Raw genomic sequence first — 24036 nt, 5'->3', positions numbered from 1 at the left:
CCATCTCCGGCGGTGTCGCCTCTCGTTTGCGCAGAGTCCGGCCACCCCAAGGGGGCCGGTCTCTGCCTTTTCCCTCAGAGGAACCCGAACCCATGGAACCAGCGCGGAACACCCGGCCCTTGGTGGCCTCCATCGCCGATGTCCAGGCCAGCCTGGACAGCCGGCGCATCGCGATCGACAAGGTCGGGATCAAGGACATCCGCCATCCGGTGCGCGTCCGCGATCGCGCCCGCGGCGAACAACACACGATTGCGACCTTCAACATGTACGTGTACCTCCCGCACAACTTTAAGGGCACGCACATGTCGCGATTCGTCGAGATCCTGAACGGCCACGAGGAGGAGATCAGCGTCGCCTCTTTCCAGACCATGCTCGGCGAGATGGCCGAGCGGCTCGAGTCCGAGGCCGGCCACATCGAGATGCGGTTTCCGTATTTCATCAAGAAACAGGCGCCGATCAGCGGTGTCGCCAGTTTGCTCGATTACGAGGTCAGCTTCATCGGCGAGGTTCGAGACGGAGAGCCGAAGATGTACATCGAGGTCGTGGTGCCGGTCACGAGCCTGTGCCCCTGCTCGAAGGAGATCGCCGCCTACGGGGCGCACAACCAGAGGTCGCACGTCACGGTCCGGATCCGCAACCGGGGCTTCATCTGGATCGAGGAGTTGATCGAGCTGATCGAACGCGAGGCCTCCTGCGAGATCTTCGGCTTGCTCAAACGGCCGGACGAGAAATACGTGACCGAGCGGGCCTACAATAACCCGAAGTTCGTCGAAGACATGGTGCGTGACGTCGCCGCCCGACTGAATCAGGACGACCGGGTCGGGGCCTACGTCGTCGAGGCCGAGAACTTCGAATCGATCCACAACCACTCGGCCTACGCGCTCGTCGAGCGCGACAAGGAGGTCGAGGCACCGACCAACGCAGGCCGAGCGCATCCAGCGCCCGGGTGATAGCGAGACCCGGCTGTGATTCGCCGGCGGGACCTCGGCCGGTCTTCGCACCCACGCCGCGCGACGTCATCGGCTGACAGACACGCAGCGCGCGCAACGGCAGAGCGCTACAATTCGCGTCTGTCACCCTCATGGATAGCTGATCCCTCATGCTCCGTCGCAGCCTGATCGTCTTGCTGGTGATCGCCGTCGTCGTCGGCGGTCTGGGTTTCCTGAAATATCGTCAGATTCAAGAGCAGGGCGCGATGTTCTCGCAAGCCCCGCCGCCGCCAACGGTCACAGCCGTAGCGGTGCGCGCCGATACCTGGACACCGCGCCTGCGCGCGGTCGGTAGTGTGGCGGCGGTACAGGGGGTCTCGGTCAGCAACGAGGTGCCCGGCCAGGTTCTGGAGATCCTTTTCGAGTCGGGCGCGATCGTGCGTCGCGGCGACCCGCTGTTGCGCCTCGACGACACCGTCGATCGCGCCGACCTCGCCGGGCTGATCGCCGATCAGGAACTGGCCAAGATCCGTCGTGAACGCAACGCCCGACTGCTCAAGAGCCGCGCGGTATCGCAGGAGGACTTCGACGAGGTCAGTGCCACGCTGCAGAAGGCCGAGGCCTTGGTCGCCGCGAAGCAGGCCCTGGTCGACAAGAAGACGATCCGCGCACCCTTCGATGGGCAACTGGGCATCCGCCTGGTCAACCTCGGTCAATACCTGCCGGCCGGTTCGGAGATCGTGCCGCTCGAAGCACTCGATCCAGTCTACGTCGACTTCTCGCTGCCGGAACGCCGTTTCGGCGAGGTGCACGGCGGCCAGACCGTCGAGGTTCAGGTTGCGGCCTACCCCGAGCGGACCTTTACCGGCCAAGTTCTCGCGATCAATCCGGGGATCGATCGAGGCTCGAGGAACATGCGGGTCCGCGCGATCCTCGCCAATGACGACCAGGCGCTGCGCCCCGGCATGTTCGCCCAGGTCGCCGCGCTGCTGTCGGTCAAGGAGGAGGTCCTGACGCTGCCGCGCCAGGCTGTGTCCTTCCACACCTACGGCAACTCGGTCTTCGTGATCGAGACCGCGGACGGCCAGGATCGGGTGCAGCGGCGGCCGATCGAGACAGGCGCCGTACAGGGCGACGAGATCGAGATCCTCTCCGGCCTCGCCGCCGGTGACCGTGTCGTGCTATCGGGCCAAGTCAAACTCTCCAATGGCCAGCCCGTGACCGTGGTGCCGGCGGCAACGCAGGGTCCCGAGACGGCCGCCGTATCGGATCCAGCCCCATGAAATTCACCGACATCTTCGTTCACCGCCCGGTGCTCGCGAGCGTCGTGAGTCTGCTGATCTTCATCCTGGGCGTCCGCGCCATGGTGGAGATGGAGATCCGCCAATACCCCGAGACGCAGAACACCGTGGTCAGCATCACGACGGCCTATCCCGGGGCGAGCAGCGAGTTGATCCAGGGTTTCATCACGACACCGCTGCAGCAAGCGGTTGCCGAGGCCCAAGGGATCGACTACATCTCGTCGACCAGCACCCAAGGGCTGTCGGTGATCGAGGCCCACATGCGGCTGAATTACGATCCGAACGCGGCCGTATCCGAGATCCAGGCCAAGGTCGCCAGTCAGCGCAACCTGCTGCCGGCCGCCGCCCAGGATCCGGTCATCGACTCCACGACCGGCGACTCGACGGCCCTGATGTACCTCGCCTTTTACAGCGAAGTCATGGCGCTGCCGCAGATCACCGACTACCTGTTGCGGGTCGTTCAGCCGCAACTCCAGGCGCTCGAGGGGATCGCCAAGGCCGAGGTCTTCGGCAACAAGACCTTCGCGATGCGGGTCTGGCTCGATCCCAACCGGATGGCGGCACTCGGCATCAGCGGCAGCGACGTCTCCGCGGTGCTGGCCGCGAACAACTATCTGGCCGGGCTCGGCCAGATCCGCGGCAACCAGGTCCAGATCGACCTCTCGGCGACCACCGATGTCAGCCGGGTCGAGGACTTCCTGAACCTCGTCGTCCGCGAACAGGAGGGTGCGCTGGTCCGCCTGTCGGACATCGCCGATGTCAAACTGGGCGCGGCCGATTACAACTCGACCACCCTGTACCGCGGACTCCCGGCGATCTTCATCGGCATCGAACAGAGCCCGGGTGCGAATCCGCTCGAGGTCGCCAGACGTGTGCGTGATCTGATGCCGAATCTGGTCGCGCAGTTTCCCGAGGGTCTCGACGCCGCGATCCCCTATGACGCCAGCGAGTTCATCGAGGACTCGATCCGCGAGGTCTTCGTGACGATCGGCGAGGCCGGCCTGATCGTGCTGCTGGTCGTCTTCCTATCGCTGGGATCGATCCGCGCGGCACTGATCCCGTCGGTGGCGGTGCCCCTGTCGCTGGTCGGCGCGGCCTTCCTGATGCTGCTGATGGGTTTCTCGATCAATCTGCTGACGCTGCTGGCGCTGGTGCTATCGATCGGGCTGGTCGTCGATGACGCGATCATCGTCGTCGAGAATGTCCATCGCCATCTGGAGATGGGCAAATCGAGCATTGCCGCCGCGCTCGACGGTGCCCGCGAGCTGGCGATGCCGATCATCGCGATGACCACGACGCTGGTCGCTGTCTACCTGCCGATCGGTTTCATGGGCGGCCTGGTGGGCTCGCTGTTCACCGAATTCGCGTTCACGCTGGCGGCCGCCGTGTTGATCTCCGGTGTCGTGGCCTTGACCTTGTCGCCGATGCTCGCATCGCGTGCCTTGCGCACCGGCAAAGAACAGGGGCGTTTCGAGCAGGCGGTCGAACACTTCTTCACCTGGCTCGCCGAGGCCTATCGCCGAACGTTGCACCGCTGGCTCGAGTTTCCGTCGGTAACGATATTGGTCGCCATTGCGGTGCTCACGAGCATCTACGCGATGTACTCGATGACCCAAAAGGAGTTGGCGCCGACCGAGGATCAAAGCATCCTGTTCTTCATGGCAACCGCGCCGCAGAGCGCCTCGATCGATTTCACCGAACGCTATGTCCGGGAGATACACGATACGTTTGAATCCTTCCCCGAGTACAGCGAGAGCTTCATCATTGCCGGGCTCGGGGGCGACGCGACCACCACCTTCGGTGGCTTCAAGATGCCGCCGCCATCCGAGCGGGAACGCTCGCAGATGGAGATTCAACCGCCACTTCAGGGTGCGCTGGCCCAGATCACCGGCGTGCGCACAGTCGTGTTTCCGCGACCGAGTCTGCCAACCCCGGGCAATGGGATCCCGATCGAATTCGTGATCCTGTCCGATGCGCCGTTCATCGAGCTCAACGAGTTGGCTGATCGACTCCTCGGCACCGCGATGGCCAGCGGCAATTTCATGTTTCTGACCAAGGACGTCGAGTACACCCGGCCACGCACGCTGATCGAGATCGACCGGGATGCCGCCGGCGACCTCGGAATCAGCATGGAAGAGCTGGGTCGCAGCCTGTCGGTGATGATCAACGAAGATCACGTCAACTGGTTCAGCCTGGAGGGCCGCAGTTACAAGGTCATCCCCCAAGTCCATCAGGAATTCCGTAACGATATCGATGCTTTGCAGGATCTCTACCTGCGCAATGCCGCCGGTGACCTGGTTTCGCTCGCGGCGCTCGTAGAGACCCATGACCAGGTCGAACCGTCGAAACGAACCCAGTTCCAGCAGCTCAACGCGATCACGCTGTCCGGCGTCATGACCCCGGGCCTCGCGCTCGGCGACGCACTGGCCTATCTCGAGCGCGAGGCCGAGGCGCTGTTCCCGCGCGGCACGCGCTGGGATTACAAAGGCGAATCGCGCCAATACAAACAGGAGGGCGCCGCGCTCGAACTGACCTTCTTCCTGTCGCTGATCGTGATCTACCTGGTGCTGGCCGCCCAATTCGAGAGTTGGCGGGACCCGTTCGTGATCCTGATGTCGGTGCCTTTGTCGATCGCTGGGGCCATGGTCTTCCTGTTCCTGGGTTTTGCCAGCGTCAACATCTACACGCAGATCGGACTCATCACGCTGATCGGCCTGGTCACGAAGAACGGGATCCTGATCGTCGAATTCGCCAACCTGGTCCGCGAACGCGAAGGGCTGGACCGGCGCGCCGCCGTCGAACGAGCGGCCGCGATCCGGCTGCGCCCGGTGCTGATGACGACGGCGGCGATGGTCATGGCGATGATCCCACTGCTGCTCGCGTCTGGACCCGGAGCGGTCAGCCGTTTCGACATCGGGCTCGTGATCAGCACCGGCCTGGGGCTGGGAACCCTGTTCACATTGTTCGTCGTACCGGCCGTCTATGTCATGGTCGCCTCGCCAGAGATCCGCCAGCGGCAAATCCCCTCCGAGGGCACGCCAGCCGAGGCAACGGAGGCCCCCCTGCGGAATCCGTGACGGCGAGATCGTGCGCGCCACCGCCGACCGCGGCGGCGCGCACCATGGCAACGGGATGAACCATCGCGATACCCTCTATACCCGTCGCACATGGATTCTTCGGTAGGCCAGGCGCGTCGATCGTGCGCGCGAGCCAGGCGCGGCGACGAGTCATAGCCGGGCTCTGTGGCGAGACGCCGCCACACCGCGATCGGGTGCGAGGGTGCGAAAGGCGTGCATTGCGGCGGAAGATCCTCGTGTGGCGGGTATATACTCGGATTGACCAACCCTCAAGCCGCGGAGGTCTGCTCATGAATCCGGAGAAGGTCGCCTTCGGCTTTTTCATCGTCCCCGCCTTGACCCTGAACTTCGGGTTCTTCATCGGCGACATCGACAATCCGGATCACCACCATGTATCCGAGCTTTTCGCGGTCATCATCGTCAACCTGATCGCGACCGTCATCAAGTTCGGCGACCGCAGTCCGACCGGGGCCGTGTTGTTGGCGACCAGCCTGGTCGCGATGCTTCAATTGATCGCCGCGGCCCTGGTCTGGACCTATGCCGTCCATATCAGCGACACGGGCATGACCCCATCGACGATGGCCAGCATCGTCTCGTTGGCCGGCGGTGCGATGATCGCCAATGTGGTCTCGGTCGTGTTGCTGGTCATCGAGACGGTGATGCTCCGGCGCTAGCGGGAACGGGCCCGAGGCACGAACATGAAGCCTGTCGTGTTCCTGGTGCTGCGCCGGATGCGCGCCCCGTTGCTGGCACCGATCGCCGCCTATGCGATCGCGGTCGTCGGGCTGGTGCTGATACCCGGACAAGATGCCAACGGCGAACCCTGGCGCATGACGATCTTCCATGCCTTGTACTTCGTCAGCTTCATGTCGACGACGATCGGTTTCGGCGAGATCCCCTACGCCTTCACCAATGCCCAACGGCTGTGGGTCTTGTTCTGCATCTTCCTGACCGTCAGCGTCTGGCTCTATGCGATCGGCAAACTGATCGCGCTCCTGCAAGACAAGACCTTTCAACGGGCACTGGCCGAACGGCGATTCGCGACACTGGTCCGGCGCCTCAGCGACCCTTTCTACCTGGTATGCGGTTACGGGGAGACCGGCAGCGCCTTGGTGCAAGCCCTGACCGACCGACATCAGCGTGCGGTCGTCATCGATATCAAACCGGAGCGGATCGCGCTGCTGCAATTGGAAAATCTGCGCGAGTTCGTCCCGGCGTTGGCGGCCGACGCGCGCCAACCCCACCGACTGCTGGATGCCGGCCTGAGTCATCCGCTGTGCGCCGGTGCCGTCGCCCTGACCAACGTCAACGCGACCAATCTGAAGATCGCGATCACGGCAAAACTGCTGCATCCGCGGATCAAGGTCATCTGCCGGGCCGATTCGCGGGCGATCGAGGCCAACATGGCCTCTTTCGGCACCGATCATATCTTCGACCCGTTCGAGACCTTCGCGCTGTCGTTGGCGACGCGGATTCACTCGCCCCAACTGACGCGGCTGTACCAATGGCTCACGTCCCGCAGCGGGATGCCTCCTGCGGCAACGCGACCGCCGCCCGCCGAGGGCCGCTGGATCTTATGCGGCTACGGTCGCTTCGGCCGCGCGCTGCACAAGCACTTGGCCGACCCCAGTCGCGAATTCATCGTGATCGAGGCCCAACCCGATCGAACGGGCCGCCCGACGGGGGCGAAACTGGTTACCGGGCCCGGCACCGAGGCCGACACGCTCGAACAGGCCAGCGTCTGCGACGCGGTCGGACTGGTGGCCGGGACCGACGACGACGCCAACAACCTGTCGATCATCATGACCGCACGCGAACTCAATCGCGACCTCTTCGTCGTCGCACGCGAGAATCAGTCGGAGAACCACGGCCTGTTCTTCGCCGTCGAGGCCGACATCATCATGCACCCCAGCACCGTCCTGGCCGAGCGCATTGCGGAACTGCTCGGGACACCGCTGCTCACCGAATTCTGCCATCAGGCCAGCCATCAGGACGACGACTGGGCGGGCCGGCTGCTGCAATGCCTCGAGGCGATGGTGTCCGACCAGCCCTTGGCCGTTTGGGAGACGCGGATCGAGGCCGAACAAGCCCCAGCCGTGGCGACCGCCGTCGAAACGGGAACCCATCTGGACCTTGCAACCCTGAACCGGAACCCGCGGGATCGCGAGGATCGGCTGCCCTGTCTCGTGCTGCTCCGGCTCCATGGCGGAGAACCGCAACTGTTGCCGGACGCTGGCCAGGCCGTGCAACGCGGCGATCAGCTGTTAATGTGCGGCCAGCCGTGGGTGCGCCAGCGGCTCGCCTGGACCCTGCAGGACCCACACGCGCTGGCCTATGTACTGACCGGCGAGACGCGCGACGGTTTTTGGCACCTGGCGGCCAACGGACGTCGTTTCGGCTGAGCGCCGATGACGGGGCCTGCTCGGGACCGGTCGGTCGGCGGGCCCTTCAGGGCTTCAGGATTCGGATAGATGCCTCACGAACCGGCTTTTTCGCGCCACACCCCACCTCATCAGGATTTGGAAACGCTCTGGTCGGTGTCATACTTAAGGACATGTCCAGCCGCGACCCCGCACCGACCGTCCCCGCGTCGGCTCGACCAGACAGCGGCCTCGTTTCAGGAGTTCCGGCCCATGAACCAACTGGTCCAACGCCTCGGCCTCGAGCATCGGCGCCTCGCCCGCCTGCTCGATCTGCTCGAGCGTCTGCTCGATCGCTTCAGCACGGGTACCGAACCGGATTACAACCTGATGTGCGAACTGCTCGAATACATGGAGATTTATGGCGATCAGATCCACCATAAGAGCGAGGATCTGATCTTCGATCGGCTGCGCGCGATCGGTGTCGAGAAGACCGACATTCTTGACATCCTCGCCCATCAGCATGCGTTGCTCGGACAGATGAATCGCCGCTTCCGCCGTTCGCTCGAGGGCATCATTCACGAAGAGGTGCTCCGACGCGACGAGGTCGAGATTCAAGGCCGCGAGCTGATTGCAGCCCTCCGCCAGCACATGGACATCGAGGAACGCGAAGCCTTTCCGCTGGCGATCGAGCGCCTATCCGCTGCCGACTGGACCGAACTCGAATCGGTCATGCCCGACACCAGCGATCCGCTGTTCGTCGCCCCCGACACGGCGCGATTCCGCGCCCTTTACCAAGTGCTGATGGAGCAGGCCACCGATCCCTGATCGGCGCGGCCGGTCTGTGACAAGCCCGGGCCCAACACGTAGAATCCTCATCTTGGGCGTTCTGGACCCCAATGGCGGGAGTCCTGTGGCAACGATGGCGCCACCGCGTCAGGCGCGGGGCTTCGCCGTCGTATCGCATACGAATCGCCCGAATGCGCCGCGGCGATCCCCCGATCCCGCCGCCGAACACCCAATAGCAGAGCGAGCGCCTCGAGATATCGTTACATGAAGTTCCAGAACGTCATCGGCTTCGCCCACGATTCGGCACACCCGCTCGGGGTGCTGCTGATCAATCTCGGTACACCGGACGCACCGACCAAGACGGCCGTGCGCCGCTATCTCGCGGAATTCCTGGCCGACCCGCGGGTGATCGAGGCCCCGCGGTCGCTATGGTGGCTGATCCTGCACGGCTTCATTCTCCGCGTACGGCCGGCCCGATCCGCGAAGGCCTACCAATCGGTCTGGACCGAAGAGGGCTCACCGCTGTTGACCATCTCGCGGCAACAGGCAACAGCCCTGCAAGAGCGCCTCGACAACCGCCTGGCCGGGGCGGTTCAAGTCGAACTCGGCATGCGCTATGGCAACCCGTCGATCGTGTCGGCCCTCGAGCGGCTCCGCGATGCCAGCATCCGCCGTCTGTTGGTGCTGCCCCTCTATCCGCAGTATTCCGGGACGACGACCGGTTCGACCTTCGACGCCGTGACCCGCGCCCTGGCCAACTGGCGCTGGCTACCCGAGGTACGCTTCGTCAACCAGTATCACGATGAGCCGGCCTATATCCGTGCCCTCATCGAGCGGATTCGCGCCTACTGGGCCGAGCAGGGCGAGCCGCAACGCTTGATGTTTTCGTTTCACGGGATCCCCAAGGATTACTTCCTCAATGGCGACCCGTATCACTGCCAATGCCACAAGACCGCGCGGCTCGTCAGCGAAGGTTTGGGACTCCCGAGGGACCGTTGGCAACTAACCTTTCAATCGCGGGTCGGGAACATGGAATGGTTGAAACCCTACACCGATGAAACGCTCAAGGAATGGGCCGCAAGCGGAATCGAGTCGGTCCATGTCGTCTGTCCAGGCTTCGCCGCGGATTGTCTCGAAACGATCGAGGAAATCGGCGAGGAAAACCGCCGCTATTTCCTCGAGGCCGGCGGACGGCATTACGGCTACATCCCTTGTCTCAACGACACTCCGGCCCACATGGAGATGCTTGCGGACTTGGTCCAGCGCCATACGTTGGGCTGGCCCGAGTCGCCCGTCGCCATCACGCGAGTGGCCGCGGACGGTGTCGCCTGAATCCCGTGAGATCCCGAGGCCAAGCGATGACTCAGCACCCGGTCCCGACCGAGATCCAAGTTCACCGTCACTCACGTCTCCTCGAGATCGCCTTCGACGATGGGGCGCGATTCCACCTGCCCTGTGAATATCTGCGGGTGTACTCCCCGTCGGCCGAGGTGCGCGGGCACCGACCGGATCAGGCCAGACTTCAGACCGGCAAAGAGCGCGTCACCATCGATGATGTGCGACAGATCGGCACCTATGCCGTCAAGATCGTGTTCGATGACGGCCACGACTCCGGTCTGTACGATTGGGCTTACCTCTACAAACTCGGTCGCGGCTGGCAACCCTTGTGGCAGGATTATCTGCGCCGGCTGCGCGATGCCGGGGTCGAACGTGACGGGGAAGACCCGTTCGAAGCGCTGATCGCGCGGGGCGGGCAACCAGCGTCCGGCACGCGCCCGTAACGCGGGCGCCCAAGGGCAAGAGGCGAGAGCCGGGCGGCACTCGGTACCTCGGCCGAGCGCCTAGCATCCGAGCTAAGCGCGCCCTCGACTACATCAGGCCCAGCTCCAGCCGTGCCTCCTCGGACATGCGATCCATCGTCCATGGGGGATCCCAAACCAGTTCGACCTCGACACAGCCGACACCCTCGACGGCCGCGATCGCGTCCTTGACCATGATCGGCATCATGCCAGCGACCGGGCATGCCGGTGCCGTCAGGGTCATATCGACCGCGATATCGCCCTCGTCGGAGATGTCGATCCGGTAGATCAGACCGAGATCGTAGATGTTGACAGGGATCTCCGGGTCATGCACACCACGAAGCGCCGCGATGATCGGCTCCCGAAGCTCTTCCGGATCCATCCGCTCGACGGGTACCGATACGAGCGGTTCAGGGACGGCGGTACCCGTGTCCCGAGATTCTCGACCAAAGCCGGCGAAACGCGCCAGTCTGTTCATCACGACCTCGCCAATGTTTGCGTCCGGACCCCACCACAGCCGTGCCCGGACCCTGTTGTCAACTTCGTTACGCGACGAATTCCCAAACCGCCGCGCTTCTCGTCCGCCGCCCGATCTGGCCCGGCGAAACCGGGCGGTTCGGCGCCGACGAATGGCCCGACCGCGACCGCGCCTTCTTTCAGGATGCCGCGAAGGTCCGTTCGAGCTGCGCGCCGACCTGCTCCGCGACATGCTCGCGCAACGCGGCCGGTTCCAGCCGGTCGAGGATCTCGCCCGCAAAACCAAGACAAAGGATCCGCCGCGCCTGGTCGGCCGGGATCCCACGGGACCTCAGGTAGAACAACCGTTCCGGGTCGATCTGGCCGATTGTCGTGCCATGGCTGCACTTGACATCATCGGCATAGATCTCGAGCTGCGGCTTTGCATCGACCTCGGCATTCGGCGACAGCAACAGGTTGTGATTCGACATCTGGGCGTCGGTCTTTTGGGCATCACGCGCGACATGGACACGCCCATCGAACACGGCACGACCACGACCATAGAGGAGGCCCTTGAAGTGCTCACGACTCGTGCACTGCGGAATCCGATGATCGACCTCGAGATGATAATCGATCAACTGACCGTCACCGGCCAGGTAAAGACCTTCGAAGTCGCATCTCGCGTCTGGCCCGTCGAAGCGCGCGACCAGATCGGTACGCGCCCAAGCGCTGCCGAAGCCAATGTTGACCCCGTGGTAGCCGCTCGCCGCCCTCTGACGGACGAACAGACTCGAGAGATGGAAGGCGACGGGACTCTCCGCCTGGATCCGATGGTGCACCAAGTGTGCGCCCTGGCCCAAAATCACCTCGGCGACCGAGTTCGTGCAATAGAGCGCGCCGCGGATACCGACATAGCGTTCGATCAGGCTGACCCGAGCACCGTCACCGAGGACCACCAGATGCCGCGGCTGCGCGACACGCGGTTCGTCGATACCAGTGGAAAGATGAATCAGCTCGATCGGTCGATCGACTGCGACATCCGGGTCGACGAGGACCACCAGGCCGTCGTCGATCGCGGCGGTGTTGAGCGCCGTGAAGAGCCGGGCATCTGGTTCGGCGGCCTGCGCCAAGAGACCCCTGACGATCTCGGGCTCATGCTGCACCAAATGCCGCAGGCTTTCGATGCGCATCCCCGCGCGAGGATGGTCGGTGACCGACAGCGCCGGTTGATAGCATCCGTTGATCATCAGAATGCGATAACTGTCGAGCCCTGGGACCAGAACCGATTCGATCTCGCCCTCGGTGATCGTCGCCGCGACCTCGCTTACGGCCTTGAACCCCTTCTCCAATAAAGGCTTGAGCCCGGTATAGCGCCACGCCTCATGCCGCTGGGTCGGTAGCCCTTGACGGCGCGCCTCGGCCAGGCCGCGGTGCCGCTCATCCGCGAGCCAGGCGGGATCGGACGAACGCGCCCCTCGAGCGGGCAACCAGGATTCCAAGGCACCGACGGTCGCGTTCATGCTGCGGCCTCCTCGCCGGTGATCCACCCGTATCCTTTCGCCTCCAATTCCAACGCCAGCTCCTTGCCTCCGGAACGGATGATCCGGCCGTTGGCCAGCACATGAACATGGTCCGGCTTGATGTAGTCGAGCAGACGCTGATAGTGCGTGACGATGATCATCGAGCGGGTTTGGCAACGCAGCGCGTTGACACCATCGGCGACGACGCGCAACGCATCGATGTCCAGCCCCGAATCGGTTTCGTCGAGGATCGCCAAGCGCGGCTCGAGCAACGCCATCTGGAAGATCTCGTTGCGTTTCTTCTCGCCTCCGGAAAAGCCGGCATTGACGTCGCGCTTGAGCAGGGTATCGTCGAGGTGTAGGACCTTGAGCCGATCCCGCATCAGCCGCATGAAGGACACGGCATCGAGAGGTGGTTCGCCACGCCCGGCGCGAATGGCGTTCAGCGATGCCTTCAGGAAGGAGGTGTTATTCACCCCCGGCAGTTCCACCGGATACTGAAAGGCCAGGAAGATACCGCGCTGGGCCCGTTCCTCCGGCGCCATCGCCAAGAGATCCTCACCGTCGAATAGGACCTGCCCGCCGGTCACCTCGTACCCGTCGCGCCCGGACAGGACGTAGGACAGCGTGCTCTTGCCGGAGCCATTGGGACCCATGATCGCGTGGATCTCGCCGGGCCCGACCTCCAGATCCAGCCCTTTGAGGATCTCGCGGCCATCGACCGCGGCCCTCAACTCGTGGATTGTCAACATGACTACAGCCTCGAATGATGTTGGTTGTCCGACATCGCCTGTGCGATCGGCCAGGCCCGGCGACGCAGAATCCAAGATGAGATCTCGAGTCACGGCCTTCCGGGCCATCACGGGCATCGGAACCGCAGCGGCACGCGTCGCGCGGACCGAAGGGACTTACCCGCCCCGCGTTGGCCTGAACAAGGCCCCGCGCAGAGCGACGCAACCGCGGCCCCGACTCGAGAGGCTCAGCCCACCGCGCCCTCCAGGCTAATGCTAAGCAATTTCTGCGCCTCGACCGCGAACTCCATCGGCAGCTCCTTGAAGACCTCGCGGCAAAAGCCGTTGACGATCATCGAGACCGCATCTTCTTCGGTCAGGCCGCGCGCCCGGCAATAGAAAAGCTGATCCTCGCTGATCTTCGAGGTCGTCGCCTCGTGCTCCATCGTGGCCGTCGGGTTCTTCACCTCGATGTAGGGGAAGGTATGGGCCGCGCACCGGTCGCCGATCAGCAGAGAGTCGCATTGCGTATGGTTGCGCGAACCTTCCGCTCGCTGCGCGATACGCACGAGCCCCCGATAGGTCTGCTCGCCGTGGCCTGCGGAGATGCCCTTCGAGACGACGGTCGAACGCGTATTGGCACCAAGATGGATCATCTTGGTGCCGGTGTCGGCCTGCTGGCGGCCCTTGGTCACGGCCACCGAGTAGAACTCGCCGACCGAGCCCTCGCCGCGAAGCAGACAACTTGGATATTTCCAGGTGATCGCGGAGCCGGTTTCGACTTGCGTCCACGAGATCTTCGAGCGCGCACCACGGCAATCACCGCGCTTGGTCACGAAGTTGTAGATCCCGCCGCGCCCCTGCTCATCACCCGGATACCAGTTTTGAACCGTCGAGTACTTGATCTGCGCATCTTCCATCGCGACCAACTCGACGACCGCGGCGTGCAGTTGGTTCTCGTCGCGCATCGGCGCCGTGCACCCTTCCAGGTAACTGACGTAGCTCGCGTCGTCGGCGATGATCAGCGTGCGCTCGAACTGTCCCGTGTTGCGGGCGTTGATCCGGAAGTAGGTGCTGAGCTCCATGGGACACCGGACACCCTTAGGGATGTAGACGAAGGTGCCATCGCTGAAAACGGCCGCGTTGAGTGCGGCGTAGAAGTTGTCCGTATGCGGCACCACGGACCCGAGGTAGCGCTGGACCAGCTCCGGGTGGTCATGGACGGCCTCGGAAATCGCGCAGAAGACCACGCCCGCCTCGGCCAGCTTGGCCCGAAAGGTCGTCGCCACCGAGACGCTGTCGAACACCGCATCGACAGCGATACCGGCCAGCGCCTTCTGTTCCTCGATCGGGATCCCGAGCTTGTTGTAGGTCTCGATCAAGGCCGGGTCGACCTCGTCGAGACTCTTAGGCCCGTCTTTCTTTCGCGGTGCCGAAAAGTACGAGATCGACTGAAAATCGATCGGCGGATAATGCACCGACGACCACTGGGGGGGCGTCATCGTCAGCCAGTGACGGTAGGCCTTGAGGCGCCAATCGAGCAGGAACTGCGGCTCACCCTTGCGGGCCGAGATGGTGCGAATCACCCCCTCGTCCAGGCCAGGCGGCAGGGTTTCGGATTCGATCTCCGTGACGAAACCGTGCTCGTATTCAGACCTGACGAGATCGTCGACGGCCGTCGCACTATTCATGATGCCTGGACTCCATAGTTCCCGAGTATTTCTCTAGGTAATCGATATACGACCCCGCGACAGGCTTTCAAGGCCCCGCACCGATTTGCTGGCTTCGTCAGATTCGGCCATGATGCCAGGCGGCATCATCGGAGCGAATCGCGAGCATTTCAAGCCCTGCGCGATCAATCGGGGTCCCGTCCTGTCGAAGGCCGCGGGAGGTCGATCGTTCAAGTCCAGCCGCAAGGAGGGCTCGCGGCGCCTCGTGATCGCCGGGACGCGAGGGACAGGGGCCCGCGGCAACCCTCGAAGATCCCGACAGCGGCTCCGCACTGTCACGGTGGCCCCGGCGCCCCCGCCACCTGCCGCTCGGGCCGACGATCTTGGCGCAGAAAAACGCCCTTGTTAAGAAGAACAATTCTCAATAATATCGTAGCGCCACAGTTTATGGAGGAATCCCACCCATGGCCACCGCCATTCGCCCTATCATCATCGTCGCGGCCTTGGCTGCGCTGATGACCTTGCCGACCTGGAGCTTCGCCGATGACGAGCTGAACCTCTATTCGGCGCGCAAGGAGGAACTGATCAAACCCCTGCTCGACCGCTTCACCGAGCAGACGGGCATCAAGGTCAACCTGGTCACGGCCGACGCCGCCGCGCTGCTGCAGCGCCTCCAGAGCGAAGGGATCAATTCGCCGGCGGATCTGCTGCTGACCGTCGACGCGGGCAACCTGCACCGAGCCAAGGAGGCCGGCGTGACGCAGCCCTTCGAAAGCGCTCAGCTCGCCGAGGTCATCCCTGAGAATTACCGCGATCCCGAGGGCCACTGGGTAGCCCTCTCGTTGCGCGCCCGCCCGATCCTGTACGCCAAGGATCGCGTCGACCCGGCCCGGCTCTCGACCTACGAGGCGCTGACCGATGCAGAATGGCGGCGCAAGATCTGCGTCCGCTCGTCGGACAACATCTACAATCAATCGATGGTCTCGGCGATGATCGCCACGCTCGGAGTCGAGCAAACCGAAGCCTGGGCTCGGGGCTTGGTGGCGAACCTGGCCCGGCCGCCACAAGGCGGGGACCGCGACCAGATCAAGGCCGCCGCGGCTGGTCAGTGCGACATCGCGATCGCCAACACCTACTACCTGGCGGGCATGCTCGGATCGAACGATCCGACCGAACGCGAGGCCGCGGAGCACATCGCCGTCTTCTGGCCCAACCAGGCTGACCGCGGCGTCCACATCAACGCCAGTGGGGCCGCTTTGACCAAATCGGCGACGAATCGCGCCGCCGCCGAACAGCTCGTCGAGTTTCTGGCCAATCCCGAATCCCAGCAATGGTATGCCCAGGTCAACGGCGAGTTCCCGGTTCGAGCCGATGTGCCGATCAGCGAGACCCTCGCGGCTTGGGGGCCGTTCAAGGCCGATGCGATCAATCTCGACCAACTCGGCGTCTACAATGCCGAGGCCGTCCGCCTGATGGACCGAGCCGGCTGGCGCTAGACGTCAACCCACTGAACGGCGATAATTCCCGGTCCTGATGGATCGGGGATTATCGCAGGTTGGCCGCGCTGAACGGGAATCGTCATCGGCCGAGGCGACCGCGCCCAGGCCCCATCGGTCAGGCGGTTCGGCGATTCCCGAACGGGCGCGCCCCGCCTCGGATCGCTCGAAGCACCGCCCCAGCCACACCCGACCGCCCGCTCATGACATCACGCCCAAGATCGCCGAGGGCCACACCTTGACCGGCCCACGATCGACGCTGCGCCGCACTGCTTGGCCGATCATCGTCACGGCGGCCGCCGTCACGATCGGGCTTCCGGTCCTGGTCATCATCGGCCATCTGTTCGTGCCGACCGGCGACATCTGGCGCCACCTGGCCCAGACAGTCTTGGCCGATTACGTGCGCAACAGCCTGTTGCTGATGCTCGGCGTCGCGGTGGGAACCCTGATCGGCGGAGTCGGCACCGCGTGGTTGACCAGCATGTGCCGTTTCCCCGGCCGGCGCTTCTTCGAGTGGGCACTGCTCTTGCCGATGGCGATGCCAGCTTACATCATCGCCTATACCTACACCGGCCTGCTCGACTTTCCGGGCCCGGTTCAGACCGCGCTGCGCGACTGGACCGGCTGGGGATTCGGCGATTATTGGTTCCCACCGATACGTTCTCTCGAAGGCGCCATCGTCATGCTGTCGTTGGTGCTCTATCCCTACGTGTATCTGCTCTCGCGGGCCGCCTTCCTGAGCCAATCACTGTGCGTGCTGGATGTGAGCCGGACCCTTGGTAACGGCCCGTGGCGCACCTTCTTCTTCGTCGCCCTGCCATTGGCCAGGCCAGCGATCGTCGCTGGTTTGACGCTCGCTTTGATGGAGGCCCTGGCCGACTACGGGACCGTGCATTACTTCGGGGTTCAGACCTTCACGACCGGCATCTTCCGAACCTGGTTCGGTCTCAACAGCGCAGCGGCAGCGGCGCAGTTGTCGGCGATGCTGCTCGGCTTCGTGCTCGTCTTGATCCTGATCGAGCGCTACTCGCGGCGGCAGGCTCGCTATCACCATACCAGCCAGCGCCACCAGGCGATCCGCGGCTACCGGCTGAGCGGTTGGACAGCCGCCGCGGCCGTTGGCTTCTGCACTCTACCAGTGCTGTTCGGGTTCTTGGTGCCGGCCGGCCAACTTGCCGCCTGGGCCATCACGGTCGCCGACACCGCCTACGACCGGGCCTTCGTCACATTGGTCGCCAACAGCCTCCAGCTCGCGGGGCTGGCCGCGCTCGTCACTTTGGCCCTGGCCGTGCTGCTCGGCTACGGCCGGCGCCTGCATCCGACGCCACTTGTCGGAGGCGCCGTGCGCGTCGCCGGACTCGGCTACGCGGTCCCGGGCACCGTCATCGCGATCGGGGTCATCATCCCCTTCGCCTGGTTCGACAACACACTGGATACCTGGGCACGTGCGACCTTCGGCTTCTCCACCGGGCTGCTGCTGAGCGGAACCCTGGCAGCGCTGGTGTTCGCCTACCTGGTGCGCTTCCTCGCGGTAGCCCTCCATACCGTCGACGCGGGCCTTGCGCGGATCCGGCCATCGATGGACGAGGCCGGCCGCTCGCTCGGGCTCCGACCCGGCTCGGTGCTGCAACGGATCCATCTGCCAATGCTGAAGGGCAGCCTTCTGACCGCAACGCTGCTGGTGTTCGTCGACGTGATGAAGGAGTTGCCGGCGACACTGATCCTGCGCCCGTTCAACTACAACACACTGGCAGTGCGCGTGTACGAATTGGCGACCGACGAGCGTCTTGCCGACGCGGCGCCCGCTGCCCTCACGATCGTCCTCGCCGGCCTGCTGCCGGTGTTCCTGCTCAGCCGTTCGATTACCCGCTCCCGCCATGCCGAAACAGCTTGACGTCCACCAGGTCAGTGTCGCCTACGACAATGTCACGATCGTATCCGAGGTCAGCTTCTGTCTCGGCGAGGGTCAAATCGGCTGCCTCCTCGGCCCGAGCGGCTGCGGCAAAACGACACTGCTGCGGGCGATCGCCGGCTTCGAGCCGATCATCACGGGATCGATCCAACTGCACGGTCGCGTCGTCTCCCGCCCTGGCGACACGCTGGCCCCGGAACGGCGGCGCGTCGGCATGGTGTTTCAGGATTACGCGCTCTTCCCGCACCTGACGGTCGAGCGCAATATCGCCTTCGGCCTGCGGGGTCTATCGGCGGCCCAACGACACGCCCGAGTCATCGAGCTCCTGCGGCTAGTGGATCTCGAGCCCGCCCGCAAGTTCTACCCTCACCAACTCTCCGGCGGGATGCAACAACGAGTCGCCGTTGCGCGGGCCATGGCCCCACGCCCCGACATCCTGCTGCTCGACGAGCCTTTTTCGAACATCGATGCCGAACGGCGCGAACAGTTGGCGCGCGAGATCCGCGAACTACTGAAACGCGACGAAATCACGGCCATCCTCGTGACTCACGATCAACTCGAGGCCTTCGCGATGGCCGATCAGATCGGGGTCATGGGCGCCGGGCGCTTGCATCAATGGGGGAGTGGGTTCGAGCTTTATCACGAGCCGGCTGACCGCTTCGTCGCCGACTTCATCGGTCAAGGTGTCTTACTACCGGCGGAGGTGATCGGCGAAACCCGAGTCGCAACGCCGTTAGGACAGATCGCCGGCCGAAAGCCGCATGGCCTCGCGCCAGGGCACGCGGCCGAGGTCCTGATTCGCCCCGACGATCTGTCTTACGACGAGGCCAGTCCGATCAGGGGCCACATCATCGCCCGCGCCTTCCGCGGCGCCGAATACCTGTATCGGGTCCGGCTAGCCAATGGCGCGGAGGTGTTGTGCCTGGTCCCGAGCCGTCACCACCATGGTCTGGGTGACGAGATCGGACTCCGCCTCCACGCCGACCACCTCGTCCTCTTCGCGTCCGAATCCCAGCGCTGAAGGATCGACCCTAATGCCGAACCGAGGCTGCGCCATCGACCTCTTTCTCGGCCGCTAGCCAATCCTCTAGCTCCGAGCCCGGAGCGAACCCGCGGCGTTGAGCACGAAAGTACGCAGTCTGGCGGATCAAGCCCTCGCGACCCTCAGGCCCTAATTTGGCCCACGCCCGAGCTTGACACATGGCGAGCCACCGCGCCTCGGCGGCGGCCTGTTCCGAAAGACACGAGGACAGGCGTTCCTTGTCCTGGAAAAAATAACGAGTCTCGGTTTTCATGAGACGGCACCTCACTGGTCATACCGTGATTCAGCCACCCTTAACATCGCAAGAAGGCGCTGCACGTCTCGAATCGTCGCACCATGATCGACTGATCCATGGTGCCTTTTGCATTGTAAGTATAGTTTAGCGGACCGCGGACGCACCCGGAATCAGGGTAAACACCTACCTGGTGCTTCTTACGCGGGGCCAAAAAAACAAGACTTTGAGTTGGAGCGGCGCGTTTGCCGAACGAATCTGCTGTGATCGCCTTGAAGGGCAAATGACCTGCTGATTAGAATGAAGGATTACGATCAAGCGGACTTTCCGCCGTATCCTGACGGGCGATCGAGAACACGATGATGAGCAAATCCTTCCACCCGATGGTCCGGACCCTGATGGGCCCTGGTCCAGCCGACGTCCACCCCCGGGTACTCGCCGCGATGGCGCGCCCAACGATTGGGCACCTCGACCCGCAATTCGTCGCCTTGATGGATGACATCAAGGCCCTATTGCGATATGCGTTGCGCACCGACAACCTGCTGACGATGCCGGTTTCGGGGCCGGGGTCGGTCGGCATGGAGACCTGCTTCGTCAATCTGGTCGAGCCCGGCGACAAGGCGGTCGTCTGTATCAACGGGGTGTTCGGCGGCCGGATGAAGGAAAACATCGAACGTGCCGGCGGCATCCCGATCGTCGTCGCCGACACCTGGGGCCGCGCCGTGGATCCAAACAAGGTCGACGAGACCTTGCGCGCCCACCCGGATGCGAAGGTGCTGGCCTTCGTCCACGCGGAGACCTCGACCGGCGCCTGCTCCGATGTCCGCACCCTGGTCGAGATCGCCCATCGCCACGACACCCTGACGATCGTCGATGCGGTGACCGCACTCGGCGGGTCCGAACTCCAGGTCGACGCCTGGGGCGTCGATGCCGTGTACGCCGGCTCCCAGAAATGCCTGTCCTGCACGCCCGGCTTGGCACCGATCTCATTCAACGACCGCGCGCTCGACCGGGTTAGGGGTCGTCGCACGAGGATTCAGAGCTGGTTCATGGACCTCAATCTGGTCATGGGCTACTGGGGCAGTGGGGAACGGCGCAGTTACCATCATACGGCGCCGGTCAACGCCTTGTACGGTCTCCACGAGGCCTTGCTGATGCTGCACGAGGAAGGCATCGAACAGGCTTGGGCACGACACCGCCACCATCATGCCGCCTTGCGCGCTGGGCTCGAGGCACTCGGACTGGAGCTTATCGTTCCGGAGTCGGAGCGCTTACCGCAGCTCAACGTGGTCGGCATCCCCGGCGGCATCGATGATCTTGCCGTGCGTCAGCGCCTGCTCAATGAGTACCAGCTCGAGATCGGCGCCGGCCTCGGCGAACTCGCCGGCAAGGTATGGCGGATCGGACTCATGGGCTATAGCTGCCGGCCAGTCAATCTGCTGCTGTGTATCAGCGCGCTGGGGGCCGTGCTCCGCGATCTGGGCCACCCAGGCGATGTCGCGGGCGCGATCGCGGCCACCCATCAGGCCCTGGCAGCGTGACCCCGGCACGCAGCGCATGAGCCAACGCTCGCCGCGGGGCTTGCCGGCACGCTTGATCCTGGCCTTGGCCGCCATTGGTCTGTTCTTGATTGCCTATCAATGGGGCAACCAGTACCAAGTCGCAAGGCAAGCCGACCAGGGATTCTCCGGCATCCGGATCGATCCCCCGCCGCTGCTGAGCGGGGACACGACCGGCCTCGGCGAGCCGCTCGGCTTCCATGGCGCCTGGACCCTGCTCGCATTCGACGAACCGGCGCCGCGTTCGGTCGCGATGCAACGACTCTTCGAGGTTCACAACCGCCTCGCCGACCGGCCGGCCCTTCAGTCGGCCTTGCACCTCGCATTGGTGACCGGGCCGGCGCCGAGCGAGCAGGCGCTGACTTTCGACGGGTCGTCGGCCAGCTTTCATCTGGTGACGACCGATCTGCATCTGCCCGACCTGGAACGGATCATCGGAAGCGAGGAGGCGCCCGGGCCGGGCCAGACACCGCCGTTGTTCCTGATCGACCCCAGCGGCCATCTGGTCGCCCTGTTTCCGGGCATCCAGGACGCCGCGACGATCACCGCCGATGTCAGCGGGCTGCTGCTCGCCGAGCAGCGCTAAGAGGACGGCCAATGCCCTCTGAGACCTCACCCAAGTGGTGGCAACGCCTGTTCATCCCGGCACTCCACCTGCTTCCCCACCACCCTTTGTCGCGCGCCGTCCAATGGCTCACGCGCCGCGAATCGCGCCTGGTCAAGAACCTCTTGATCGGCTCCTTCATCCGGCTGTTTCGCGTAGATCTTACCGACGCGCAAAGCCCGCACGCCGGCCAGTATCCGAGCTTCAATGCCTTCTTCACCCGCAGCCTGCGCGCCGGCGCCCGGCCGCTCGATCCAGATCCGACGGTGGTGCTCTGTCCTGTCGATGGCCGCCTGAGCCAGTTCGGACCGATCACCAGCGGCCAGTTGCTCCAGGCCAAAGGGCACCGCTACGACCTGACGGCACTTCTAGGCCACGACCCGCGTCTTGCGGACCAGTTCGCCGGCGGGACCTTCGCAACCATCTATTTGTCACCACGCGACTATCATCGGATACACATGCCGGCGGACGGCCGATTGCAAACGATGCACGTGATCGGCGGTCGCCTGTTCAGCGTCAACGAGACCTCGACCCAGCTCATCCCGAACCTCTTCGTCCGCAACGAGCGATTGGTCTGCGTTTTCGAGACCGCCGCCGGGCCGATGGCCCTGATCCTGGTCGGCGCCCTCTTCGTTGGCAGCATCGAGACGGTCTGGTCCGGCCCTGTCACGCCCCCGACCGACGCCGGACCACCGGTCACCGATCAGGCAGAAACAATAAGCCTGGCCCGAGGCGCGGAGATGGGGCGCTTCAACATGGGGTCAACGGTGATCCTGATATGGCCAGCCGGGGCCGTAACCTGGGTCGACGACCTGGTGCCCGGACGGCCCATGCGCATGGGCGAGGCACTCGGCCACCTGGCCGCCCAGCCTTCGCTCAGCGATCGCGAGAGCCTTTGACACACACCGATGCCGGCCGGAGCGGCGCAACGGAGCCAACCGGCCGGACCCCGTGCAGCGCGGTTCAGAGGGCGGCCCGGCCTCAAGCACGCTCGATCGGAAAGGCGAGCACCTCGTCGATGTGGCTCACGCCAAGATGGCACATCAACAAGCGATCGATACCGAGCGCCACCCCGGAACAGTCCGGCAGACCAGCCTCCAGCGCCGCGATGAACCGTGTGTCGATCGGGGGCACGCCTGGCTCCTGCCCAGCCCGGCGCCGACAGGCCAGATCATGCTCGAAACGCGCGAGCTGCTCGGCCGCATCCGTCAACTCCTGAAATCCGTTGGCAAGCTCGAGGCCCTCGAGATAGACCTCGAAACGCTCGGCCACCGGCTCAGGGACCTGACGACACCTCGCGAGCGCCGCTTGGGTCGGCGGATAATCGTGAACGAAGGTCAGACAGCCGCGTCCCAACCCAGGCTCCAGCAGATGGCTCAGCAACAGGTCAAGCCAGCCGTCACGGGACAGATTCGACAGCGCCGGCCCCCCGATACCCGCCGCGGCGGCGACCGTCGCGAACGACCGCTCGTCGTCGGTCCACGGATCGATCCCGAGCCGCTCGCGAAACAGATCGCGATAGGTCAGCCGCTCGGCGGTCAGGGCCGGCCGCCCGAGCGCAGCGCGCAGCAACTCGACGACCTCATCCATCAGCCGTCGATAGTCCCAGCCTGGCCGATACCACTCGAGCAACGTAAACTCCGGGTGATGCAGGCGTCCCCGTTCGCCATCACGGAACACCCGAGCGAGCTGGTAGATCGGGCCACTGCCAGCGGCCAGCAGCCGCTTCATCGCGAACTCGGGCGACGTGTGCAGATACACCGGGGTCGCCACACCGGGACCATGCCAAGTCGTGGCCAAGCTCCACAAGGCGGGATCCGTTACCGCCGCGGGCGACAAGACCGGCGTTTCGACCTCGAGGACGCCGACCCGCGCGAAGAAGCTGCGGATCCGCGCGAGCATCGTACCACGCTCACGGAGGACCGGCAGCGCGGCGACCGGACGCCAAGCGGGCTCGTCACTCCTCCTTGGCTCGTGAGACATAGGCCCCTGTCCGGGTATCGACCTTGATCGATTCCCCAATCTGCACGAACAATGGAACCCGGACGACGGCGCCGGTCTCGAGCGTGGCCGGCTTGCCGCCACCACCCGAGGTGTCCCCCTTGACCCCCGGATCCGTCTCGACGATGGCCAGCACGACGAAATTCGGTGGTTCGACGATCAAGGGTACGCCGTTCCAAAGAGTCAGGTTGCAGACGTCCTGCTCCTTGATCCATTTGGCCGCTTCGCCGACCGCCGCGGTATCGGCGGTCAACTGCTCATAGCTAGCCGGGTCCATGAAATGCCAATGCTCGCCGTCGTTGTATAGATACTGCATCGGGGTTTCGACGACATCGGCCGCCTCGACCGATTCGCCGGATTTGAAGGTCTTTTCGACGACTCGACCCGTCCTGAGGTTGCGCACGCGCACGCGGTTGAAGGCCTGCCCCTTGCCTGGCTTGACGAACTCGTTCTCGACGATCGTGTAAGGGTCGCCGTCCAGCATGATCTTGAGCCCGCCGCGAAACTCGTTGGTACTGTAACTGGCCATCTATTCCTCGTTCTTTGGGAGTCAAACCT

General features: G+C 64.3%; 21 protein-coding genes. 14 read left to right on the top strand and 7 right to left on the bottom strand.

Annotated elements, in window-relative coordinates; genetic code table 11:
• Positions 1-92 precede the first annotated feature (92 nt).
• From folE2 to ABC977_RS06165, 8 genes are all read left to right on the top strand, one after another.
• Entirely contained in the window at positions 93-950 is an 858-nt protein-coding gene (gene folE2, locus ABC977_RS06200) for a GTP cyclohydrolase FolE2 (protein WP_369666372.1), read from the top strand.
• A gap of 149 nt (positions 951-1099) precedes the next feature.
• On the top strand, positions 1100-2212 hold the full coding sequence (locus ABC977_RS06195) for an efflux RND transporter periplasmic adaptor subunit (RefSeq protein WP_369666371.1): 1113 nt from the start codon (positions 1100-1102) through the stop codon (positions 2210-2212).
• The gene (locus tag ABC977_RS06190; RefSeq protein WP_369666370.1) at positions 2209-5307 is read left to right on the top strand and encodes an efflux RND transporter permease subunit; all 3099 of its coding nucleotides are present in this window, start codon (positions 2209-2211) and stop codon (positions 5305-5307) included. Before ABC977_RS06195 ends, ABC977_RS06190 begins: the two co-directional genes overlap by 4 nt.
• A 290-nt stretch (positions 5308-5597) precedes the next feature.
• Positions 5598-5981 (top strand): DUF6394 family protein, encoded by a 384-nt coding sequence (locus tag ABC977_RS06185; protein ID WP_369666369.1) that lies wholly within the window; start codon positions 5598-5600, stop codon positions 5979-5981.
• Positions 5982-6005: 24 nt separating this feature from the next.
• Entirely contained in the window at positions 6006-7709 is a 1704-nt protein-coding gene (locus ABC977_RS06180; RefSeq protein WP_369666368.1) for a potassium channel family protein, read from the top strand.
• A 231-nt stretch (positions 7710-7940) separates the two neighbouring features.
• Positions 7941-8495 (top strand): hemerythrin domain-containing protein, encoded by a 555-nt coding sequence (locus tag ABC977_RS06175; protein WP_369666367.1) that lies wholly within the window; start codon positions 7941-7943, stop codon positions 8493-8495.
• Between the two features lie 225 nt (positions 8496-8720).
• Positions 8721-9788, top strand: a complete 1068-nt coding sequence (hemH, locus tag ABC977_RS06170) for a ferrochelatase (RefSeq protein ID WP_369666366.1) — start codon at positions 8721-8723, stop codon at positions 9786-9788.
• A gap of 26 nt (positions 9789-9814) precedes the next feature.
• A complete protein-coding gene (locus ABC977_RS06165; protein WP_369666365.1) occupies positions 9815-10237 on the top strand; it encodes a gamma-butyrobetaine hydroxylase family protein in 423 nt (140 codons plus the stop codon).
• An 88-nt stretch (positions 10238-10325) separates the two neighbouring features.
• Here ABC977_RS06165 and ABC977_RS06160 read toward each other — a convergent pair whose 3' ends face one another.
• From ABC977_RS06160 to sufB, 4 genes are all read right to left on the bottom strand, one after another.
• A complete protein-coding gene (locus tag ABC977_RS06160) occupies positions 10326-10733 on the bottom strand; it encodes an SUF system Fe-S cluster assembly protein (RefSeq protein ID WP_369666364.1) in 408 nt (135 codons plus the stop codon).
• Positions 10734-10911: 178 nt separating this feature from the next.
• The gene (gene sufD, locus ABC977_RS06155; protein ID WP_369666363.1) at positions 10912-12231 is read right to left on the bottom strand and encodes a Fe-S cluster assembly protein SufD; all 1320 of its coding nucleotides are present in this window, start codon (positions 12229-12231) and stop codon (positions 10912-10914) included.
• Positions 12228-12983 carry a Fe-S cluster assembly ATPase SufC gene (gene sufC / locus ABC977_RS06150; RefSeq protein ID WP_369666362.1) on the bottom strand — a complete coding sequence of 252 codons (756 nt, stop codon included), beginning with the start codon at positions 12981-12983 and terminating at the stop codon, positions 12228-12230. The genes sufD and sufC overlap by 4 nt, the downstream gene beginning before the upstream one ends.
• Before the next feature lie 227 nt (positions 12984-13210).
• A complete protein-coding gene (gene sufB / locus ABC977_RS06145; protein WP_369666361.1) occupies positions 13211-14653 on the bottom strand; it encodes a Fe-S cluster assembly protein SufB in 1443 nt (480 codons plus the stop codon).
• A 443-nt stretch (positions 14654-15096) separates the two neighbouring features.
• On the opposite strand from sufB, the gene ABC977_RS06140 reads away from it, so the two are divergent.
• The 3 genes from ABC977_RS06140 (at position 15097) to ABC977_RS06130 (ending at position 19061) form a co-directional block, all read left to right on the top strand.
• Positions 15097-16128: a Fe(3+) ABC transporter substrate-binding protein gene (locus ABC977_RS06140; protein ID WP_439849165.1), complete on the top strand. Its 1032-nt coding sequence runs from the start codon at positions 15097-15099 to the stop codon at positions 16126-16128.
• Positions 16129-16387: 259 nt separating this feature from the next.
• Positions 16388-18022, top strand: a complete 1635-nt coding sequence (locus ABC977_RS06135; RefSeq protein ID WP_439849168.1) for an ABC transporter permease — start codon at positions 16388-16390, stop codon at positions 18020-18022.
• Positions 18006-19061: an ABC transporter ATP-binding protein gene (locus tag ABC977_RS06130; protein ID WP_369666359.1), complete on the top strand. Its 1056-nt coding sequence runs from the start codon at positions 18006-18008 to the stop codon at positions 19059-19061. Before ABC977_RS06135 ends, ABC977_RS06130 begins: the two co-directional genes overlap by 17 nt.
• Before the next feature lie 10 nt (positions 19062-19071).
• Here the strand turns inward: ABC977_RS06130 and ABC977_RS06125 are convergent, their stop codons facing one another.
• Positions 19072-19242 (bottom strand): DUF2934 domain-containing protein, encoded by a 171-nt coding sequence (locus ABC977_RS06125; RefSeq protein WP_369666457.1) that lies wholly within the window; start codon positions 19240-19242, stop codon positions 19072-19074.
• 431 nt (positions 19243-19673) lie between these two features.
• On the opposite strand from ABC977_RS06125, the gene ABC977_RS06120 reads away from it, so the two are divergent.
• The 3 genes from ABC977_RS06120 to asd are packed head-to-tail and all read left to right on the top strand — an operon-like array spanning position 19674 to position 22376.
• Positions 19674-20855 (top strand): pyridoxal-phosphate-dependent aminotransferase family protein, encoded by a 1182-nt coding sequence (locus tag ABC977_RS06120; RefSeq protein WP_369666358.1) that lies wholly within the window; start codon positions 19674-19676, stop codon positions 20853-20855.
• 16 nt (positions 20856-20871) lie between these two features.
• Complete coding sequence (locus ABC977_RS06115) at positions 20872-21459, top strand: hypothetical protein (protein ID WP_369666357.1); 588 nt, start codon at positions 20872-20874, stop codon at positions 21457-21459.
• Positions 21460-21470: 11 nt separating this feature from the next.
• On the top strand, positions 21471-22376 hold the full coding sequence (gene asd / locus ABC977_RS06110; protein WP_369666356.1) for an archaetidylserine decarboxylase: 906 nt from the start codon (positions 21471-21473) through the stop codon (positions 22374-22376).
• 82 nt (positions 22377-22458) lie between these two features.
• Here asd and epmA read toward each other — a convergent pair whose 3' ends face one another.
• Both epmA and efp read right to left on the bottom strand, forming a co-directional pair.
• Positions 22459-23460: an EF-P lysine aminoacylase EpmA gene (gene epmA / locus ABC977_RS06105; protein ID WP_369666355.1), complete on the bottom strand. Its 1002-nt coding sequence runs from the start codon at positions 23458-23460 to the stop codon at positions 22459-22461.
• Positions 23435-24007 carry an elongation factor P gene (efp, locus tag ABC977_RS06100; protein ID WP_369666354.1) on the bottom strand — a complete coding sequence of 191 codons (573 nt, stop codon included), beginning with the start codon at positions 24005-24007 and terminating at the stop codon, positions 23435-23437. The genes epmA and efp overlap by 26 nt, the downstream gene beginning before the upstream one ends.
• Positions 24008-24036 lie beyond the last annotated feature (29 nt).

This window comes from Thioalkalicoccus limnaeus (assembly GCF_041197575.1).
GTDB lineage: Bacteria > Pseudomonadota > Gammaproteobacteria > Chromatiales > Chromatiaceae > Thioalkalicoccus > Thioalkalicoccus limnaeus.
This window is presented reverse-complemented; position numbering and strand designations above follow the sequence as displayed.

Bases quoted from the DNA above. Each gene is read 5' to 3' on its own strand.
- folE2 (WP_369666372.1), top strand. From the start codon at position 93: ATGGAACCAGCGCGGAACACCCGGCCCTTGGTGGCCTCCATCGCCGAT.
- ABC977_RS06195 (WP_369666371.1), top strand. From the start codon at position 1,100: ATGCTCCGTCGCAGCCTGATCGTCTTGCTGGTGATCGCCGTCGTCGTC.
- ABC977_RS06190 (WP_369666370.1), top strand. From the start codon at position 2,209: ATGAAATTCACCGACATCTTCGTTCACCGCCCGGTGCTCGCGAGCGTC.
- ABC977_RS06185 (WP_369666369.1), top strand. From the start codon at position 5,598: ATGAATCCGGAGAAGGTCGCCTTCGGCTTTTTCATCGTCCCCGCCTTG.
- ABC977_RS06180 (WP_369666368.1), top strand. From the start codon at position 6,006: ATGAAGCCTGTCGTGTTCCTGGTGCTGCGCCGGATGCGCGCCCCGTTG.
- ABC977_RS06175 (WP_369666367.1), top strand. From the start codon at position 7,941: ATGAACCAACTGGTCCAACGCCTCGGCCTCGAGCATCGGCGCCTCGCC.
- hemH (WP_369666366.1), top strand. From the start codon at position 8,721: ATGAAGTTCCAGAACGTCATCGGCTTCGCCCACGATTCGGCACACCCG.
- ABC977_RS06165 (WP_369666365.1), top strand. From the start codon at position 9,815: ATGACTCAGCACCCGGTCCCGACCGAGATCCAAGTTCACCGTCACTCA.
- ABC977_RS06160 (WP_369666364.1), bottom strand. From the start codon at position 10,733: ATGAACAGACTGGCGCGTTTCGCCGGCTTTGGTCGAGAATCTCGGGAC.
- sufD (WP_369666363.1), bottom strand. From the start codon at position 12,231: ATGAACGCGACCGTCGGTGCCTTGGAATCCTGGTTGCCCGCTCGAGGG.
- sufC (WP_369666362.1), bottom strand. From the start codon at position 12,983: ATGTTGACAATCCACGAGTTGAGGGCCGCGGTCGATGGCCGCGAGATC.
- sufB (WP_369666361.1), bottom strand. From the start codon at position 14,653: ATGAATAGTGCGACGGCCGTCGACGATCTCGTCAGGTCTGAATACGAG.
- ABC977_RS06140 (WP_439849165.1), top strand. From the start codon at position 15,097: ATGGCCACCGCCATTCGCCCTATCATCATCGTCGCGGCCTTGGCTGCG.
- ABC977_RS06130 (WP_369666359.1), top strand. From the start codon at position 18,006: ATGCCGAAACAGCTTGACGTCCACCAGGTCAGTGTCGCCTACGACAAT.
- ABC977_RS06125 (WP_369666457.1), bottom strand. From the start codon at position 19,242: ATGTGTCAAGCTCGGGCGTGGGCCAAATTAGGGCCTGAGGGTCGCGAG.
- ABC977_RS06120 (WP_369666358.1), top strand. From the start codon at position 19,674: ATGATGAGCAAATCCTTCCACCCGATGGTCCGGACCCTGATGGGCCCT.
- ABC977_RS06115 (WP_369666357.1), top strand. From the start codon at position 20,872: ATGAGCCAACGCTCGCCGCGGGGCTTGCCGGCACGCTTGATCCTGGCC.
- asd (WP_369666356.1), top strand. From the start codon at position 21,471: ATGCCCTCTGAGACCTCACCCAAGTGGTGGCAACGCCTGTTCATCCCG.
- epmA (WP_369666355.1), bottom strand. From the start codon at position 23,460: ATGTCTCACGAGCCAAGGAGGAGTGACGAGCCCGCTTGGCGTCCGGTC.
- efp (WP_369666354.1), bottom strand. From the start codon at position 24,007: ATGGCCAGTTACAGTACCAACGAGTTTCGCGGCGGGCTCAAGATCATG.